The following is a 17,014-nucleotide window of genomic DNA, read 5'->3' as shown; positions in this document are numbered from 1 at the left end:
GGTGTGCGCGGCCCTGCCGGCCGCGCACACCGTCATTTCTCGACGATTTGCACGCGTATGCCGTTTGTAAGGATGGTGATTGTACCGGGTTCGTAATTCACCCCGGCAAATTGCAGCTGTTCGGGCTTGAAGGTGTAGATCGGATAGTTGGTCAGCAACTGCGTAGCGAGCACGGCCGCGGCGGCGTTGATCTGCTGCGTGTAGGCCTGGGCCTGACCACTCACGCTGACGTTGTCGACGCTCGGCGACTTCAGCACGACCGACTTGCTGGCGGCGTCGTAGGCCAGTTCGCTCGACAGTGTGAATACGCCGTCGACCGGTTGCGGCATGAACGGGCTCGCGAGCCGGGCGTCGAGCTTCACCGAGACACGGTTCGCGTCCGGTAGGAAGCCGACCACCGGGTTGGTCAGCGCGACGTCGAACACTTGCGAAACCGTCCGCTGATACGGGAACTTGCGCTGCACCGCGTCCTGCACCTGCTGCTGCGAGAACGTGTAATGCGAGGGGATAAAAGGGAAAATCGATGTCGCGCAGGCCGCCAGAGACACGGTGATGCCAAGCGCGGTGCAGCCTGTCAGCGCGGCAAGCAGGAAGCGGCGCCGGGTCGGCGCAGCGGGTCGAGTCATGCGAAATCTCCTGTGGAAGCCTTCTCGAGCATGCGGTTGCGTTGGGTTGTTTGTTCGGATGGGTGACGTGACGGAATCGTTCCCGCGCGCTATTGGCGTACCGCCAGTTGCGGTTGAGTCTGCGTTTCAAGCTGGGTGAGCCAAGCGAGCGCCTCGCTGCGGCTCGTGCCGCACATCTCCGTCTGCGGTTGCAGACCGGAACAGCACGCCGGCCGCTCCGGCTGACCGAAGATCGCGCAGCGCAGATCATCGCCGAGTTGCACGCAGCGCACGCCCGCCGGTTTGCCATTCGGCATGCCGGGGATCGGGCTCGAAATCGACGGCGCGATACAGCACGCGCCACAATCGGGGCGGCACGCATGACCGGCCACATGGAACGGGGACTCGCGCTTCACAACGCTGTTCGGCACATCACTCACGACATTTTTCCTGAACTCGAAAACAGGCAATACAACATACAACGCAGCGCCAGACCCGCATTGTGCCATCGCATCTCGTGCGACCTTTTTACACAATTACGCGAAGGGTCGCTCACGTAAACTTGCTGGATACGAAAGGCCACGCTCAAGAGGCGTTTGCGCTGTTCGAACCGGTCCCGAGAATCCTCCGGCTCGTGCCTCTTCAAGGGTGGCCGTCAAACCCGAGCGCCCCATGACCACCGCCAACACGCTATTCCGCCCCGACCTGCTCACCAAATACAGCGCGAACGGTCCACGGTATACGTCCTATCCAACGGCCTTGCAGTTCCGCGACGATTTCGATCCCGCCGACTATCTGCGCGCCGCGGCGGACCCAGGCTCCTCTGCCACCGATCTCTCGCTGTACTTCCACATCCCCTTTTGCGACACCGTGTGCTTCTACTGCGGTTGCAACAAGGTCGCCACCAAGAACCGCGCGCACGCGCGTCCCTATGTCGAGCATCTGAAGCGTGAAATGGCTTTGCAGGCCGCGTGTTTCGACGCGCGACGCCCCGTTTCGCAATTGCATTGGGGCGGCGGCACGCCCACGTTTCTGTCGCACGATGAAATGGCGGAACTCATGGCCGCCGCGCGCGAGCACTTCACGTTGCTGCCCGATACTGAAGACGAATATTCGATCGAAGTCGATCCGCGCGAAGCGTCGCCCGAGACCATTGCGCATTTGCGCACACTCGGCTTCAACCGGCTCAGTCTCGGCGTGCAGGATTTCGATCCGGTGGTGCAGCAGGCAATCAATCGCATTCAGCCGCTCGAGATGACTGCGTCGGTGATGCAAGCCGCGCGTGATACGGGCTACCACTCGATCGGCGTCGATCTGATTTACGGGCTGCCGCATCAAACGGTCGATAGCTTCAGCCGCACGCTCGACACGATGATCGAACTCGCACCCGATCGTCTTTCGGTGTTCGCGTATGCGCACATGCCACAGCTCTTCAAGATGCAACGGCAGATGGATGAGGCCATGCTGCCCTCGCCTGCTGTGCGCCTTGCGATCCTTCAGCTGGTCGTCGAGCGCCTGACCGACGCGGGCTATGTCTACATCGGCATGGATCACTTCGCGCTGCCCACCGACGAACTCGCGCGCGCACAAGCGCAGCGCACGTTGCATCGGAATTTCCAGGGGTACAGCACGCGAGCGGAATGCGATCTGATCGGCTTCGGCGCGTCGTCGATCGGTAAAGTCGGCGACGTGTACGCGCAGAACATCAAGGACCTGCCGGGCTACGCCGCGGCAATCGATGCGGGCAAGCTCGCGATCACACGCGGCGTGCGCCTCACTGCGGACGACCGTCTGCGTCGCGATGTGATCACGCAATTGATGTGCAATCTGGAACTGCGCTTCGACGAATTCGAAGCCGCGTACGGCATCCGCTTTGCCGACACGTTCGAACCGGAACTGGAGCGCTTGCGAGGCTTCGAGCAGGACGGGCTGGTGTCGGTAAGCAACAGCAAGCTCGAAGTGCAGATGGCCGGACGCATGCTCGTGCGCAACATCGCGATGATGTTCGACCGCTATCTCGGTCAGCAAACGCTCGAAGGTTTTTCTCGCACGGTTTAAAGGCTGAGCATGCGAAGAAGGCGACTGGCTTGCCCGTCGTCGAATTTTCCGCCATAATCTGCGTCTTCGCCGCGAAGCCATACTCTGGCGCGTGCGCTGCAAGACCTGCCCAGGTGGTGAAATTGGTAGACGCAGGGGACTCAAAATCCCCCGCCGCAAGGCGTGCCGGTTCGATTCCGGCCCTGGGCACCAAAAGAAATTCCAGCAGTACTGTATAAAGATCAAAAAACCCGCCCAGTCATGCTGCGCGGGTTTTTTGTTGTCTTCTGCGAAGCGGCTAAAGCGCACTACTGAAGATGGTCAGCCGGACATTTATTCGAGCTCACTCGATGACCGACCATGAGGCCGGCGTCGTAGGCCGCTTCCAGCGCTCGCGCGAGACTATCGACACGCACGATGCGTAAATCGGCGCTCGGCTTGCCGCTCAGTTCGAACGTCGCGATGCCGAGCGTTTCATGCGCGATCGACAGCAACAATTCCAGACGTGCGTCGTGTTCGATGGTGGTGTTCATATTCGGCTCCTGACGTGCGACATTGCACTTATCAGCTTAGGCAATAATTGCTTAAGCAATATGTGACGTTCGGCCGCATATTGAAGCTCTTCTCGATATTGGGCGGTCCGACGCCAACAGCGCCGGTGCCCACTCCCCGCCTTACCGCCGTGCCACCTGTGCGCCGCCATGCGTCGCTGCACGCCGGCGCTTGAACACGTAGCCAAGCCACATCACGACCAGCCACGCGGGCACGAGCCATACCGAAACCGACAGGCCCGGCGTCATTGCCAGAATCACGAGGATCAGCGCCATGAAAGCGAGGCAGATCCAGTTGCTGACTGGGAACCAGAACGACTTGAACACGAGCGTCTCGCCCGCCGCCACCATCGCCTTGCGCGACTTCAGATGCGTCAGGCTGATCAGCGCCCAGTTCAGCACCAGCGCGGCCACCACCAGCGCCATCAGCAGGCCAAGCGCTTCGGCCGGAATCAGATAGTTGATGATCACGCAGGTGAACGTGGCGAGCGCCGACAAACCAATTGCCATATAGGGCACGCCGCGCCGGTCGACCTTCATCAGTGCGCGCGGTGCGTTGCCCTGTTCCGCGAGACCGTAGAGCATGCGGCTATTTGCATACACGCCGCTGTTGTAGACCGACAGCGCCGCCGTCAACACCACCACGTTGAGGATGTTCGCCGTCAGCGTCGAGCCGATCTGCGAGAAGATCATCACGAACGGACTGCCACCGGCCGCGACCTGATTCCACGGATACAACGAAAGCAGCACTGTCAGTGAGCAGATGTAGAAAATCAGAATCCGGTAGATCACCTGATTCACGGCCTTCGGAATGCTCTTCTGCGGATCGGCCGCTTCAGCAGCCGTAATGCCGATCAACTCGAGGCCGCCGAACGAAAACATGATGACCGCGAGCATCATGAACAGGCCATGAAAACCGTGCGGGAAAAAGCCGCCGTCGGCCCAGAGATTGGTGATCGACGCTTGCGGACCACCATGGCCGCTGATCAGCAGATAGCCGCCGAACAGGATCATGCCGATCACCGCCACTACCTTGATGATCGCAAACCAGAATTCCGTTTCGCCGTACGCTTTGACGTTGGCGAGATTGATTGCGTTGATGACGGCGAAGCACACCAGCGCCGATATCCACGTAGGCACGCCCGGCCACCAGTAGTGCACGTAGGTGCCAACAGCGGTCAGCTCGGCCATGCTCACGAGCACGTACAGCACCCAGTAGTTCCAGCCGGACAGAAAGCCGGGGAAATCACCCCAATACTTGTACGCGAAGTGGCTGAACGAACCGGCAACCGGTTCCTGCGCGACCATTTCGCCGAGTTGGCGCATGATCATGAACGCGATGATGCCGCCGATCGCGTAGCCGAGAATCATCGACGGGCCGACGGCCTTCAACACGCTGGCGGAGCCGAGAAACAGGCCGGTGCCGATCGCCCCGCCCAGCGCGATCAGCTGGATATGACGATTTTTGAGCCCGCGCTTCAGGCCGTCTTGCTGCTGTGCACTATTCAAAATTGCGCCCCAGTGTATGGATATCGATCGCCCGATCAGACTTATGGTCTGCCCCGGCAGAACCTGAAATTTTACCGCGGCCGATATTACCTAAATACTGGGAGCAACCCGCGCTTGGTTCTGCGCCGCACTTAACGGCGAGGATAGTGATTGTCACTGGCGTGGGGCTTCTGTATGTTGCCCTAGTCGAGGTTTTTGCCTTCGGAGATTCAACATGTCGCCCAAACGTTTGCTTTGCGCCGCTGCTTTGTGTCTCTGCTTCGCTGCGGCGGGTGCCCTCGCGCAAACCGCGGCGCCCACGGCAGAACCCGCCGCCGAACCGGCCGACATGCCGGGCATGGAGTCGAGCGCACCGGAAGCACCGGAGCCGCCCGCGGCGCCGGCCGCAATGCCTGCGACTCCCGCCGCCGTCCCCACGCCTGCCACTCCAAAAGCGACCGCCACCAAACCACCCGCAGCACCGATGACCGGCCCCGTGCGCAACGTCGTGCTGGTTCATGGCGCGTTCGTCGACGGCTCGAGCTGGAACGGTGTCGTCGCGAAATTGCAGCAGAAGGGTTATCACGTGAGTTCGGTGCAGAACCCGCTCACGTCGCTCGCCGACGATGTCGCCGCCACCCGCCGTGTTCTCGCGCGCCAGGATGGCCCGACCATCCTCGTAGGACATTCATGGGGCGGTGTCGTGATCACCGAAGCGGGTGCGAACGCGCCGAATGTCGCCGGTCTCGTCTATGTGGCGGCGATTGCACCGGACCTGCACGAATCGACAATGGACCTGATGAAACGCGCGGCGCCGGCGCCAGCGGGTCAAGCCATCACCGCGGATTCCACAGGCTTTCTTTGGCTTGACCGCAGCAAATACCACGCCGACTTCGCCGCCGACGTGCCCGAGAATCTGACGCGCGTGCTCTCCGCCGCGCAACAGCCGATCTCCGCCCGTGCCTTCAGCGAAACGGTCAGCCAGGTGGCGTGGAGAGAGAAGCCTTCGTGGTACATCGTGACGACGAGGGACCGCGCGATATCGCCTGAAGTCGAACAGTTCATGGCCAACCGGATGGGTGCGAAGATCGTGCCGATCTCATCGAGCCATCTCGTGCCGGTGTCGCATGCGGGGGCGGTTGCCGATGTGATCGATCGGGCTGCGCGGGAGCTGAGCCGGCAACAGTAGGCTGTCGCCGGTCACGCCTTCCGTCACACGGTTCAGCGCAGCATGAACGACATCGCCGACAGGCAGTTCAGCATGCGCACCGCATGTTCGGCAGACTCCGCACTAAAACGCAACGTGACGGCGTCGACACGCGTGAGCGTCGGCCATTGGCAGAACAGATCGGCGAGCGCGGTAGTTTGCACGCGCAGCTCGCATTCGACGGGCTTCGCGGCAGCACGCGTGGCTTGCTGCGCATGACCCTTGTCGATGTAGTGCCGCACCACTTCGCGTGCGGCAATTTCGATCGCGTCGCGAGCGCTTGCCGGTGTTTGCGTGACGCCGCTCGCATGCCCCGTCGCGCTCTTGGTGACAACAAAACGTGCGCCCGGAAAACGCGGCGCAGTTTCCTCGGCGAATACATCGTCGCCGGATAAAAGCGCTACCTGTGCGCCATATTCTTCTGCCAGCGCTCCATACAACCCTGCCTCGCCGACTTCGACGCCGTTCAGCGAGACACGTGCGAACGCGAAGCTGTTGATCGTGTGCGCGAGAATGCCGTGCGTTTGCGACCTTGCGTGATAGCCGATCATGAACACCAGCGCCGCGCCGTATTCAAGGCCGGCCATCATGCCAAGCGTACGTGGTTTGCCGAGCACGATCTGGGCACGCGCATCGAGCAGATCGGGCAGCAGGTTGCGAAAGCCGCCATGCGAATCGTTGACCCACACGTGCGTCGCGCCACCCGCGAACGCGCCTTCGATCGCCGCGTTGGCTTCGAGCGTCATCCAGCGGCGCGCGGCTTCGTATTCGCCGTTGCCCGCGCGCGTTTGTTCAGGATGGAACACGCCAGCCACGCCTTCGATGTCGACGGAAATCAGGACTTTCATCAGGAAGATTGCTTGAGAAGTTGAGCGAGGTCGGGGGCGGCGTCGTGCAGCGACAGGCGACTATGGCCGTCGCGGCCCGTCACCGACGTGGCGCTCCATAGCGCATCGACGATCGCTTGCTCGACGCTGTCCGCGCAGGCACGGAATAGCGCATCGAGGCGTGTGTCGGCGAGCATGGGTGGCAAGGCAACGAAGTCGGATTCGTGCGGCACGGTGTAGGCCGTCGAAAACGCCAACGCGATGTCGCCGCTGCCGTGGCCGTACACCGACCCGGTTCGTGCAAGACCGGCCGCGGCGCGCAATGACAGACGCTTGAGTTGACGAGCGTCGAGCGGCGCGTCGGTGGCGACGATCATGATGATCGAGCCTTGTTCGGGTTTTGAGGAGGTTGCTGATGTCGCCGAGGTTGCTGAGTTCACCGAGGTCTCTGCGCTCTCCGAAGTTGCTAAGGTCACCGCGCCAGCGGCGACAGCTTTGGCAGCGCGTTCTGCGAGCACGCGACCGAGCGGCGTGCCGTCGATCGTCAACATCGGCAGGCGACCAAAGTTCGCCAGCACCAGCGCGCCGACCGTATAAGTCTGTCCTGCTACGTCAACAACACGCGACGCATTGCCGATACCACCCTTCAGATCGAAACAAGACATACCGCGGCCTGCGCCAACCGAACCGCTCGCAACGTCGACGCTTGCCGTCTCATACGCGTCGCTGTAATGCCGTTCGCTTACCGCTAAAGCCTGAATATCGTTCAGGTATCCATCATTACATTCGAACGCCAGCGGATTGACCGTCGACCATTCGCGTCCGATTTTCGGATTGCCTTGAATAGCCGCACGAATCTGCGCTTGTGCGACAGCAGCGACGCCAAAGGTATTGGTCAGCGCAATGGGCGTCTCCAGCATGCCGAGCTCCTCAACCTGCACGAGCCCAATGCTCTTTCCAAACCCGTTGATCACAGAAGCCGCAGCAGGTACCTTGCTCGCAAAAGGATCGCCACAATGCGGACGAATCACAGTCACGCCGGTTTGCACAGCGTCTTCATCCAGCGTGCAATGTCCGACCGTCACGCCTTCTACGTCGGCAATCGTGCCACGTGGCCCGCTCGGCAACACACCGATATGCGGCGCGTTCTCATCGGCAGTTTCGGTAAAACTCATGGCCGGTCGAGCTTCGGGTCGAGCGCATCGCGCAAACCGTCGCCGAGCAGATTGAATGCCAGCACAGTGAGGAAAATCGCCAGACTCGGGAACAGCGCGATATGCGGCGCCGTGACCATATCCGCGCGCGCTTCGTTGAGCATCGCACCCCACTCAGGCATCGGGGGTTGCGCGCCGAGTCCGAGAAACGACAGGCTCGCCGCCGTGATGATCGACGTACCGATCCGCATCGTGAAGTACACCACGATCGACGAAATCGTCCCCGGCAGAATATGCCGCACGATGATGGTCCAGTCTGATGCGCCGATACTGCGCGCCGCTTCGATATAGGTAAGTTGCTTGAGCATCAGCGTATTGCCGCGCACGAGCCGCGCAAACGCCGGGATGCTGAAAATCGCCACCGCGCAGATCACATTGATCATGCCGTTGCCGAGAATCGCGACCACACCGATCGCCAGCAGAATGCCGGGGAAAGCAAACAGCACATCGGCAACACGCATCGTGATGCGGTCCCACCAGCCTTCGTAGTAACCGGCCAGCAAACCGAAGAACGTACCGATCACCGCACCGATCGCCACCGACAGGAAACCGGCCTCGAGCGAAATACGCGAACCCGCCAGAATGCGACTGAAAATATCGCGGCCCAGCGAATCGACACCGAACCAGTGCGCGGCCGATGGCCCCGCGTTCAACGCGTCGTAGTCGAAGAAATTTTCCGGATCGTACGGCACGATATGCGGCGCGAGAATCGCAACCGCAACCAGCAGCAGCACGAAAATGCCGGCGCCCAGCGCCACATGCTGCTTGCGGAATTTGCGCCAGAATTCACTCCACGGTGTGCGGATCGCGTTTTCTACGAGAGCGGCCTTGGCCGCATTCGCCTCGGTGGCTGAGATGCTCATGCGGGCCTCACTTGAAACGGATGGTCGGGTTGATGACGGCGTACAGCACGTCCACAACCAGGTTGATGATGATGAACTCAAGCGAGAACAACAGCACTTCCGCCTGAATCACCGGGTAGTCGCGCATCGCCACGGCATCCACCAGCAGGCGCCCGAGGCCCGGCCAGTTGAACACCACTTCGACCACGATCGAGCCGCCCAGCAGAAAGCCGAATTGCAGCCCCATCATCGTGATGACGGGGATCATCGCATTGCGCAGGCAGTGTTTGATGATGACAAGCCGTTCGGGCACGCCCTTGGCGCGTGCGGTGCGCACGAAATCTTCATTCATCACTTCGACGAACGAGGCACGCGTGAAGCGCGCCATCACCGCCGCCACTGCTGCACCAAGCGTGAGCGACGGCAGCACGTAGCTCTTCCACGACCCGTCGCCGACAATCGGCAGCCAGCCGAGCTTCACCGAAAAAATTTCCATCAGCAGCATGCCGAGCGCGAATGCGGGAAACGAAATACCCGACACCGCGAGCGTCATGCCAAGCCGGTCCGGCCAGCGATTGCGCCACACGGCCGAGACGATGCCGATGCCCATGCCGAGCACCACCGCCCAGACCATGCTCGCGAGCGTAAGCAACAACGTCGGCATAAAGCGCTCGCCGATTTCCTGGCTGACCGGCCGCTTGCTGCGCGTGGACGTGCCGAAGTCGCCGTGCGCGATCTTCACGAAGAAGTTGGCGAACTGCTGCGGCATCGGCTTATCGAGGCCGAGATCGGCACGCACCAGTGCAACGGTCGCCTCATCTGCTTCGGGACCGGCTGCGAGGCGCGCCGGATCACCGGGCAACAGATGCACGAACAGGAACACCAGCACGGCGACGATGAAGAGCGTCGGCAGCAGGCCAAAGATACGTTTGACGAGGAAGTTCAGCATGAAACCCAATCCGGCAATGATGCGGGCAACGAAAGATCTTTCAGAGCAGTACGCGACTGTCCGGCCCGTGCGTTCGTGAAGAACACACGGCGCCGAACGGTCGGCTCATCACTTGATCGCGATCTCGTCGAAATTGAACGAGCCGTCCGGCGCGACATAGGCGCCCGACAAGCGCTTGCTGCGCGCGAACACGACCTTTTCCTTAACGAGGAAGATCCACGGCGCGTCGGCCCAGATGCGTTTTTGCGCGTCGGTGTAGAGCGCGGCCTTCTGCGTGCGATCGGTGGTTTCGAGCGCCTGCTTCAGATCGGTATCGACCGTGTCGTTCTTGTAGTACGCGGTGTTGACCATCTTCGGCGGGAATGAGACCGATCCGAGCAGCGGCGTAATCGCCCAGTCCGCTTCACCCGTCGACGACGACCAGCCCGCGTAGTACATGCGCACCGGAGCAGTTGCCGGGTCCTGCGCGCTTTCCACCTTGGCGACGCGTTGACCCGCTTCGAGTGCTTCGACCTGCGCCTTGATGCCGACTTGCGCGAGTTGCTGCTGCACGAACTGAATCACCTTCTGTGCGGTCGAGTAGTTATACGCGGACCACAGCGTCGTTTCGAAACCGTTCGGATAGCCCGCTTCCTTCAGCAACTCACGCGCCTTCGCCGGATCGTACGGCCAGGGGCCGAGCTTCGTCGCGTACTCAACGCCTTGCGGCACCACGCCCTCAGCCGGCGTCGCGTACCCGGCAAACGCGACCTTGATCAGCGCATCCTTATTGACCGCGTAGTTCAGCGCTTCACGCACTTTCGGATTGTCGAACGGCTTCTGGTTGACGTTCATGCTGATATAGCGCTGGATGATCGACGGCGAAGCAATCAGATCGACCTTCGGGCTCGACTGCAATTGCGCCGCCTGTTCGAACGGCACCTGGAACGCGAAGTCCGCTTCACCGGTGCGCATCAACGCAGCACGTGTGTTGTTGTCGACCACCGGTTTCCAGTCGATCACATCGACCTTCGGGTAGCCCTTCTTCCAGTAACCCGCGAACTTCTTCACGGTCAGGTCGCCGGCCGGGTCCCACTTCACCAGTTCGAACGGACCTGTGCCGACCGGATGGAACGCGATGTCCTTGCCGTACTTCTTCAGCGCGTCAGGCGAAATCATCACCGCCGACGGATGCGCCAGTACGTTGACGAACGCCGAGAACGGCGCCTTCAAGGTGATCTTCACCGTGTACGGGTCGACCACTTCGGTCTTCTCGATGCGGTTGAACATGTTGTAGCGCTTGAGCTTGTTCGCCGGATCGGTCACGCGGTCGAAGTTCGCTTTCACGGCCGCTGCGTTGAAGTCGGTACCGTCCTGGAACTTCACGCCGTGACGCAGCTTGAACGTGTAGACCTTGGCATCCGGACTCGCTTCGTAGCTATCGGCTAGCACGTTGACCAGCTTCATGTCCTTGTCGAAACCGAACAGGCCTTGATAGAACGACTTGGCGACGGCTTGCGACAGCGTGTCGTTCGCATCGTATGGATCGAGCGTCGTGAAGGTCGACGCAACAGCCATCACGGCCGTGGTATCGGCGTGCGCCACACTGCCCGCGAGCATCGCGAACACCACCGCGCCACCGCTGACCAGCGCGCGCAAACGAAACGGAGAAGACGGGACCAGCAGGTTCATGAGGTTGGCTCCAGGCTGCGAATTGAAACAGGGTTATGTGCTGCGAGAGAAAATGGTTTTTGCTTCAGGCTTAGTGCGTGGTTCAGTTCTGCGCACGGGTACGCGGCGTCTATCGCGCCTAGTAAGCGCCCCCGACCCGATGCTGCGCCACGAAATGATCCGGTCCGACCGCAATCAGCGGCGCCACGCTCGGTTCGTCGTTTAGCGCGTGGATCGGGCTCGGAATCTCATCGGCGGCGAGCATGCGTTTCGCGTGACGGCGCGCCGGATCGGCGACCGGCACCGCGCCCATCAGCTTCTTCGTGTACGGGTGCTGCGGCGCTTCGAACACCGCGCGGCGCGGACCGATCTCAACGATCTGGCCGAGATACATCACCGCCACGCGATGGCTGACACGCTCCACCACCGCCATGTCATGCGAAATGAACAGATAGGCGACGCCCAGTTCGCGTTGCAGATCGAGCATCAGGTTGACGATCTGCGCCTGCACGGAGACGTCCAGTGCGGAGACGGATTCGTCGGCGATGACGACTTTGGGATTCAATGCCAGCGCACGCGCAATCGCGATGCGTTGCCGTTGTCCGCCCGAAAATTCGTGCGGATAGCGGCCTGCGGCCTCGCGTGGCAGGCCGACCTTTTCGAGCAGCCACGCCACGCGTGCCTGAGCTTCCGCGCCTTGGGCGACGCCGTGCACGAGCAGCGGTTCCATGATCGAGAAGCCGACCGTCAAGCGCGGATTCAGCGAAGCGAACGGGTCCTGAAAAATAAACTGGATATTGCGGCGCAACGCTTGCAACGCAGGGCCGGTGAGCGAGCTGATTTCCTTGCCGTCGAATTCGATCGAGCCGCTCTGGCTTTCGACGAGGCGCAGCAATGAACGGCCCGTCGTCGATTTACCGCAACCCGATTCGCCGACCAGCGCGAGCGTTTCACCCGGGCGCAGATCGAAGCTGACTTTTTCGACCGCATGCACGCGGCCGGTCAAACGCCCGAACACGCCGCTCTTGACCGGAAAGCGCGTGACCAGATCGCGCACGCGCAGAATCGGCGGCGTGCTGTCGTGGATCAACGGTTGGGTTTCTTGTGCGACGGCGGCTGCCGGACGAACGGCATCGTCGGTGCCGGTCAGCGCCGCCTGCTCGACGGTCAGAATCGGAAACTTGGCGGGCTGATCGGTGCCCTGCATCGCGCCAAGGCGCGGGACCGCCGCAAGCAATGCTTTCGTATAAGGATGCGACGGCGCGGCGAACAGCGTATCCGACGCCCCCTCTTCCACTTTCTCGCCGCGATACATCACCAGCACGCGATCGGCCACCTCGGCCACCACACCCATGTCGTGCGTGATGAAGATCACGCCCATGTTCATCTCGTCCTGCAAGCCGCGAATCAATTGCAGGATCTGCGCCTGGATCGTGACGTCAAGCGCGGTCGTCGGCTCGTCGGCAATCAGTAGTGCGGGCTTGCACGACAGCGCCATCGCGATCATCACGCGTTGACGCATACCGCCGGACAGCTGATGCGGAAAACGTGCGGCCACCCGGCGCGCTTCCGGAATGCGCACGAGTTCGAGCAGACGCAGCGTTTCGGCGTGCGCGGCGGAACGGCTCTTGCCTTGATGCAATGCAATCGCTTCGCTGATCTGGTCGCCTACCGTGAACACCGGATTCAGCGAGGTCATCGGCTCCTGGAAGATCATCGCGATGTCGGCGCCGCGAATCGAACGCATCGTGCCGGACGACGCTTTCGCGAGGTCGAGCACGCTGCCGTCGCGGCGCCGGAAAGCGATGCTGCCGCCGGCAAGGCGCCCACCGCCATGCTCGATCAGCCGCATCAACGCGAGCGATGTCACCGATTTGCCTGAACCCGATTCGCCGACGATTGCCAGCGTCTCGCCACGCTCGACCGTCAGCGAGAGATTGCGCACCGCGTTGACGGTCTTGTCGCCGCTGCGGAATGCGACCGACAGATTGTCGACCGCAAGCACGCGTTGCGGCGGCAAGGTTTCGATAAGCGGACGAGCGGTGTGCGATGAAGTCGGCACGATGGTTCCTTTGGATTCGGACGCGGCTAACGGTGATTCAAACGAAAACTTAAGCGGCAACTCAAGCGGCAGTTCGAGCGACGACGCAGCAAGACCGCATCAGCGATAGATCGCCGTCACCGGCGACTCGCCGATCCGTGCGAAACCGCGATACATGCCCTCGGTGTTGAACGGCAGCGTGACGTTGCCGCGTGCATCGACGGCGATCAGACCGCCGCGTCCGTCGATCTTCGGCAAGCGGTTCATCACCACGTCTTGCGCTGCTTCTTCGAGCGAGACGTTGCGGTACGCCATCTGCGCCGCCACGTCGTAGGCCGCCACCATGCGCATGAACATCTCGCCAGAACCAGTGGTTGAGACCGCGCAGGTTGCGTCGTCCGCGTAACAACCCGCGCCGATCAGCGGCGTATCGCCGACCCGGCCCACCTGCTTGTTGGTGACGCCGCCTGTCGATGTCGCCGCCGCGATGTGGCCATGCTGATCGAGCGCGACCGCGCCGACCGTGCCGAACTTGCGATTTGGATCGATCGGCTCGTGCGGCGTGGGATCGTCGTCGCTCGACGATGGCGCCGAGGCCAGCGTCGCGCCGTCGTGATCGAGCATCGCGCGCTGCTGACCGCGTGCGAGTTGCCATTGGCGATGACGCGCTTCGGTATGGAAATACTCGGGCTCGACGAATTCGAGTCCTTGCGCGGCCGCAAAGGCTTCGGCGCCTTCGCCCGTGAACAGCACATGTTCGCTGCGTTCGAGTACGCGGCGCGCTGCCAGAATCGGATTGCGTACTCGCGTCACGCAGCAGATCGCGCCGGCGTCGAGCGTGCTGCCGTCCATGATGGCCGCGTCGAGTTCATGCGTGCCGGCCGCTGTGTAGACCGCGCCGCGGCCTGCGTTGAAGAGCGGACAGTCTTCGAGCAGACGGACGGCTTCGCTAACGGCGTCGAGCGCGCTGCCGCCGTCGGCGAGTACGCGCTGTCCAGCGCTCAGCACAGCGTGCAAGGCAGCGTGATAGTCGGCTTCGGCGCTGGCCGACATCGACGCGCGCAGGATCGTGCCTGCCCCGCCGTGAATGGCAATGACTGCGTTGGGGATCATTTTTTGGCTTTGGTAGTGCGGGAAATGCGAGTGGAAGCGTTCACAGACTGCTCGCTTGTGCTGGCGACAGCAGCTTGCGGATCGGTAAGCCACGGCAGCACGAATTCGGTGACTTCGGCCGCGGCCTTCACCGAGCGTTTCGCCCGGTAGGCGACCGCGTCGCACAGCGCTTCGATAACGGCCAGCACGGCGGCATCAGCATTGGCCGCAAGTCGCCGTTCAGAGCGGATATAGAGCGAGAGATCGGCGAATTGCGCGAGCGGCGAGCGCGGGCCGTCGGTCAAAGCGAGCACGCGCGCCCCGCGACTTGCCGCACGCCGCGCAAGTTCGATTGTGTCTTCGACGTAACGCGGAAACACGATCCCGATCACCAGATCGCCTTCATTCGAAGCGAACAGACGCCGCGCGGCATGCGAGGGTCCGCCGACTAACGCGAGCGACTGCACGTTGTCGTGATACGGCATCAGGCCGTGCTCCATCAAGCCGGCGAGGAACGCGCTCGAACCCGCGCCGAGCACAAAGACGCGACGCGCGGAGATGATCGCTTCTACGGCGGCCTCGGCGGCGGCGCTGTCGATCGCTGAGCGAGTGGATTGCAGATTGGTTGCGGCCTGTTCGAGCGACGCGTCAATCACATCGTCGCCGGAAGCAAGCGATTCCTGCGCGCTACGCAGCCGCTCTACCGGCGCGAGCGTCGCTTCGAAGCCACGTACTAGCGCTTCCCGAAACTGCGGATAACCGTCGAAGCCGAGCGCGCGGGCGAAGCGATTCGCCGTCGCCACCGACGCACCGACCACACTCGCCAGTTCGTCGATTCGCATGGTCGCCGCACGGAACAGATTCGCCAGCACGTATTCGCCCATGCGCCGATGAATCGGCGTGAGGGTCGGCATCGCAGCAGCGATGCGCGTGGCGATGGCCTGCTCGGCGAGGTTCGAAGCAACGGACGAGTGATGGATCATGCGAGCAAGGCGGCCTGGTAACTGTCCTCAAAGAGGACTTCCTTCGGGGTGTAAGCAAAATGCATGAAAGTATATTTACATAGAAATCTCGCCGAAAAAAATTCATTTTCATTTTCGAGGGTTTTCACGGACGCTCGCAGCCGCCTTGGCACGCGACGCGTGCCATCCAATGAAAATCAGTTTTCATTGCACGACGACTGCTGCGCCTTCAGGAATATGCGCGAGCCGCGCCGCCGGCGACATGACGATGATCAACGCCTGCACAAGAAAAGCCGCCGCAGCCGCGACCAGACACGCCTCCATCCCCCAGCGCGCGCTGATCGCCGCACCGAGCAACGCGCCCAGCGGTCGCGCGCCGTAGGTCGCGGTGCTGTTGAGCGCCGAGACGCGGCCCATCATCCGTTCAGGTGTGATCGCCTGACGCAGCGTGGTCGAGCCGACCACCCACAGAATCGGTCCGGCGCCGAGCAGGAAGAAGCTCAGCATCGCGAGCCAGAACGACGGCGTGACGATCGTCGCCACCATCACGAGCGAAGCGAGCAAACCGCACGACGGTCCGATGATCAGCACGCGACCGAACGCGAGACGCCGCGCGATGGCCGGTGCAGCGAGCGCGCCGCACACCATGCCGACGCCATACGCGCCGAGCGTCACGCCGACCATCGAAGCGCTCAAGCCCAAACGATGCACGGCGTACGGCACATACACCGCCTGCAGCACGAAGAAACCGAGGTTGAAGAAGATCGCGGTGGCGAGCATCGGACGCAGCAGCGCGTCGCGCAGCACGAAGCGCGTACCGTCGCGCAGTTCCAGCAGGAAGTGACGCTGGGGAGCAGCCGCTCGCGGCGGTTCGCGCAGCCCCGCGAGCAAGACGACGGCCAGCGCCGATAGGCCGGCCGCGCAGCCATACGCCCATCCCGCGCCGATCCAACCGACCAACAGTCCGCCGAGTGCCGGTCCCGCCGAATACGCGACGCTGCGCGCCAGTTCGAGCCGGCCGTTGGCCTGGGCGTATGCCTCGCGCGGCACGATCGACGGCACCAGCGAAGGCGCAGCGACGTTGTAGGCAACCGTGCCGGTCGCAGCAATGAAGCCGAGCGCGGCGAGCAGCGGCAAGCTCAGCGCATGCGTCATCAGGAGCAGCAGCACGCACAACATTGCGATCACGCGCACGCTTTCGGCGAGCGTCATCAACGTGCGGCGCGAGCGGCGGTCGGCCCATACGCCGAGCGGAATCGACAACAACAGGAACGGCAAGGTCTGCGCGGTTTGCAGCAGACCGGTCTCGCGTGCGCCGGCGCCGAGCGCGAACACGGCGACGAGCGGCGCGGCGGCAAGGCTGATCTGCTCAGCGGATTGCGCGACCAGATTCGACCATGCGAGCCGCTGGAATGCGGCCGGCAGACGAAGCGCGGATGAAGACGACGAAGAGGAAGCGGCGTGCATCGATGAACTCCTGCGACGGGATGGGGAAAGACCATCGTGGTCGCTAAGGCGCGGCGCGGCGCTCCGCTTCTTGCGGTGTTAT

15 protein-coding genes and 1 tRNA gene are annotated in these 17,014 nt (G+C 62.3%); 3 read left to right on the top strand and 13 right to left on the bottom strand.

From position 1 onward, the window contains the following. Positions 1-32 precede the first annotated feature (32 nt). Together M0D68_RS21790 and M0D68_RS21785 are read right to left on the bottom strand one after the other, a co-directional pair. Positions 33-626 (bottom strand): DUF1439 domain-containing protein, encoded by a 594-nt coding sequence (locus M0D68_RS21790; RefSeq protein ID WP_200618064.1) that lies wholly within the window; start codon positions 624-626, stop codon positions 33-35. Between the two features lie 89 nt (positions 627-715). Beyond that, a complete protein-coding gene (locus M0D68_RS21785) occupies positions 716-1,045 on the bottom strand; it encodes a YkgJ family cysteine cluster protein (RefSeq protein WP_200618061.1) in 330 nt (109 codons plus the stop codon). Positions 1,046-1,277: 232 nt separating this feature from the next. Between M0D68_RS21785 and hemN the strand changes: the two genes are divergently transcribed. Together hemN and M0D68_RS21775 are read left to right on the top strand one after the other, a co-directional pair. Beyond that, the gene (gene hemN / locus M0D68_RS21780; protein WP_200618059.1) at positions 1,278-2,663 is read left to right on the top strand and encodes an oxygen-independent coproporphyrinogen III oxidase; all 1,386 of its coding nucleotides are present in this window, start codon (positions 1,278-1,280) and stop codon (positions 2,661-2,663) included. 107 nt (positions 2,664-2,770) lie between these two features. Continuing rightward, positions 2,771-2,855: transfer RNA gene (locus M0D68_RS21775), tRNA-Leu, on the top strand. A 95-nt stretch (positions 2,856-2,950) separates the two neighbouring features. Here M0D68_RS21775 and M0D68_RS21770 read toward each other — a convergent pair. Together M0D68_RS21770 and M0D68_RS21765 are read right to left on the bottom strand one after the other, a co-directional pair. Continuing rightward, positions 2,951-3,175, bottom strand: coding sequence for a hypothetical protein (locus M0D68_RS21770; protein WP_093638969.1), 225 nt, complete (start codon positions 3,173-3,175; stop codon positions 2,951-2,953). Between the two features lie 141 nt (positions 3,176-3,316). Continuing rightward, complete coding sequence (locus tag M0D68_RS21765) at positions 3,317-4,702, bottom strand: amino acid permease (RefSeq protein ID WP_266225360.1); 1,386 nt, start codon at positions 4,700-4,702, stop codon at positions 3,317-3,319. Positions 4,703-4,916: 214 nt separating this feature from the next. Between M0D68_RS21765 and M0D68_RS21760 the strand changes: the two genes are divergently transcribed. Next, on the top strand, positions 4,917-5,870 hold the full coding sequence (locus M0D68_RS21760; RefSeq protein WP_200618057.1) for an alpha/beta fold hydrolase: 954 nt from the start codon (positions 4,917-4,919) through the stop codon (positions 5,868-5,870). 32 nt (positions 5,871-5,902) lie between these two features. Here the strand turns inward: M0D68_RS21760 and M0D68_RS21755 are convergent, their stop codons facing one another. The 9 genes from M0D68_RS21755 to M0D68_RS21715 form a co-directional block, all read right to left on the bottom strand. After that, positions 5,903-6,736 carry a M55 family metallopeptidase gene (locus M0D68_RS21755; protein ID WP_200618055.1) on the bottom strand — a complete coding sequence of 278 codons (834 nt, stop codon included), beginning with the start codon at positions 6,734-6,736 and terminating at the stop codon, positions 5,903-5,905. Then, a complete protein-coding gene (locus tag M0D68_RS21750) occupies positions 6,736-7,890 on the bottom strand; it encodes a P1 family peptidase (protein WP_200618053.1) in 1,155 nt (384 codons plus the stop codon). The genes M0D68_RS21755 and M0D68_RS21750 overlap by 1 nt, the downstream gene beginning before the upstream one ends. Beyond that, entirely contained in the window at positions 7,887-8,792 is a 906-nt protein-coding gene (gsiD, locus tag M0D68_RS21745) for a glutathione ABC transporter permease GsiD (protein ID WP_054037373.1), read from the bottom strand. Before gsiD ends, M0D68_RS21750 begins: the two co-directional genes overlap by 4 nt. Before the next feature lie 7 nt (positions 8,793-8,799). Beyond that, entirely contained in the window at positions 8,800-9,720 is a 921-nt protein-coding gene (gsiC, locus tag M0D68_RS21740) for a glutathione ABC transporter permease GsiC (protein WP_054037376.1), read from the bottom strand. 108 nt (positions 9,721-9,828) lie between these two features. Continuing rightward, entirely contained in the window at positions 9,829-11,391 is a 1,563-nt protein-coding gene (gene gsiB, locus M0D68_RS21735; RefSeq protein WP_093638953.1) for a glutathione ABC transporter substrate-binding protein GsiB, read from the bottom strand. A 118-nt stretch (positions 11,392-11,509) separates the two neighbouring features. Beyond that, positions 11,510-13,432 (bottom strand): dipeptide ABC transporter ATP-binding protein, encoded by a 1,923-nt coding sequence (locus M0D68_RS21730; RefSeq protein WP_200618052.1) that lies wholly within the window; start codon positions 13,430-13,432, stop codon positions 11,510-11,512. 99 nt (positions 13,433-13,531) lie between these two features. Further along, positions 13,532-14,524, bottom strand: coding sequence for an isoaspartyl peptidase/L-asparaginase family protein (locus M0D68_RS21725; RefSeq protein WP_266225359.1), 993 nt, complete (start codon positions 14,522-14,524; stop codon positions 13,532-13,534). Continuing rightward, the gene (locus M0D68_RS21720) at positions 14,521-15,486 is read right to left on the bottom strand and encodes a MurR/RpiR family transcriptional regulator (protein WP_093638944.1); all 966 of its coding nucleotides are present in this window, start codon (positions 15,484-15,486) and stop codon (positions 14,521-14,523) included. Before M0D68_RS21720 ends, M0D68_RS21725 begins: the two co-directional genes overlap by 4 nt. A 183-nt stretch (positions 15,487-15,669) precedes the next feature. Further along, a complete protein-coding gene (locus M0D68_RS21715; protein ID WP_266225358.1) occupies positions 15,670-16,932 on the bottom strand; it encodes an MFS transporter in 1,263 nt (420 codons plus the stop codon). Between the last annotated feature and the right edge of the window lie 82 nt (positions 16,933-17,014).

The sequence above is a fragment of the Paraburkholderia sp. SEWSISQ10-3 4 genome (assembly GCF_030464785.1).
In the GTDB taxonomy this organism is placed as follows: domain Bacteria; phylum Pseudomonadota; class Gammaproteobacteria; order Burkholderiales; family Burkholderiaceae; genus Paraburkholderia; species Paraburkholderia aspalathi.
The sequence above is the reverse complement of the archived record's forward strand: the minus strand, read 5'-3'. Positions and strand labels throughout refer to the sequence as shown.

Bases quoted from the DNA above. Each gene is read 5' to 3' on its own strand.
- gsiB (WP_093638953.1), bottom strand. From the start codon at position 11,391: ATGAACCTGCTGGTCCCGTCTTCTCCGTTTCGTTTGCGCGCGCTGGTC.
- gsiD (WP_054037373.1), bottom strand. From the start codon at position 8,792: ATGAGCATCTCAGCCACCGAGGCGAATGCGGCCAAGGCCGCTCTCGTA.
- M0D68_RS21760 (WP_200618057.1), top strand. From the start codon at position 4,917: ATGTCGCCCAAACGTTTGCTTTGCGCCGCTGCTTTGTGTCTCTGCTTC.
- M0D68_RS21790 (WP_200618064.1), bottom strand. From the start codon at position 626: ATGACTCGACCCGCTGCGCCGACCCGGCGCCGCTTCCTGCTTGCCGCG.
- M0D68_RS21755 (WP_200618055.1), bottom strand. From the start codon at position 6,736: ATGAAAGTCCTGATTTCCGTCGACATCGAAGGCGTGGCTGGCGTGTTC.
- M0D68_RS21750 (WP_200618053.1), bottom strand. From the start codon at position 7,890: ATGAGTTTTACCGAAACTGCCGATGAGAACGCGCCGCATATCGGTGTG.
- M0D68_RS21770 (WP_093638969.1), bottom strand. From the start codon at position 3,175: ATGAACACCACCATCGAACACGACGCACGTCTGGAATTGTTGCTGTCG.
- hemN (WP_200618059.1), top strand. From the start codon at position 1,278: ATGACCACCGCCAACACGCTATTCCGCCCCGACCTGCTCACCAAATAC.
- M0D68_RS21720 (WP_093638944.1), bottom strand. From the start codon at position 15,486: ATGATCCATCACTCGTCCGTTGCTTCGAACCTCGCCGAGCAGGCCATC.
- gsiC (WP_054037376.1), bottom strand. From the start codon at position 9,720: ATGCTGAACTTCCTCGTCAAACGTATCTTTGGCCTGCTGCCGACGCTC.
- M0D68_RS21715 (WP_266225358.1), bottom strand. From the start codon at position 16,932: ATGCACGCCGCTTCCTCTTCGTCGTCTTCATCCGCGCTTCGTCTGCCG.
- M0D68_RS21725 (WP_266225359.1), bottom strand. From the start codon at position 14,524: ATGATCCCCAACGCAGTCATTGCCATTCACGGCGGGGCAGGCACGATC.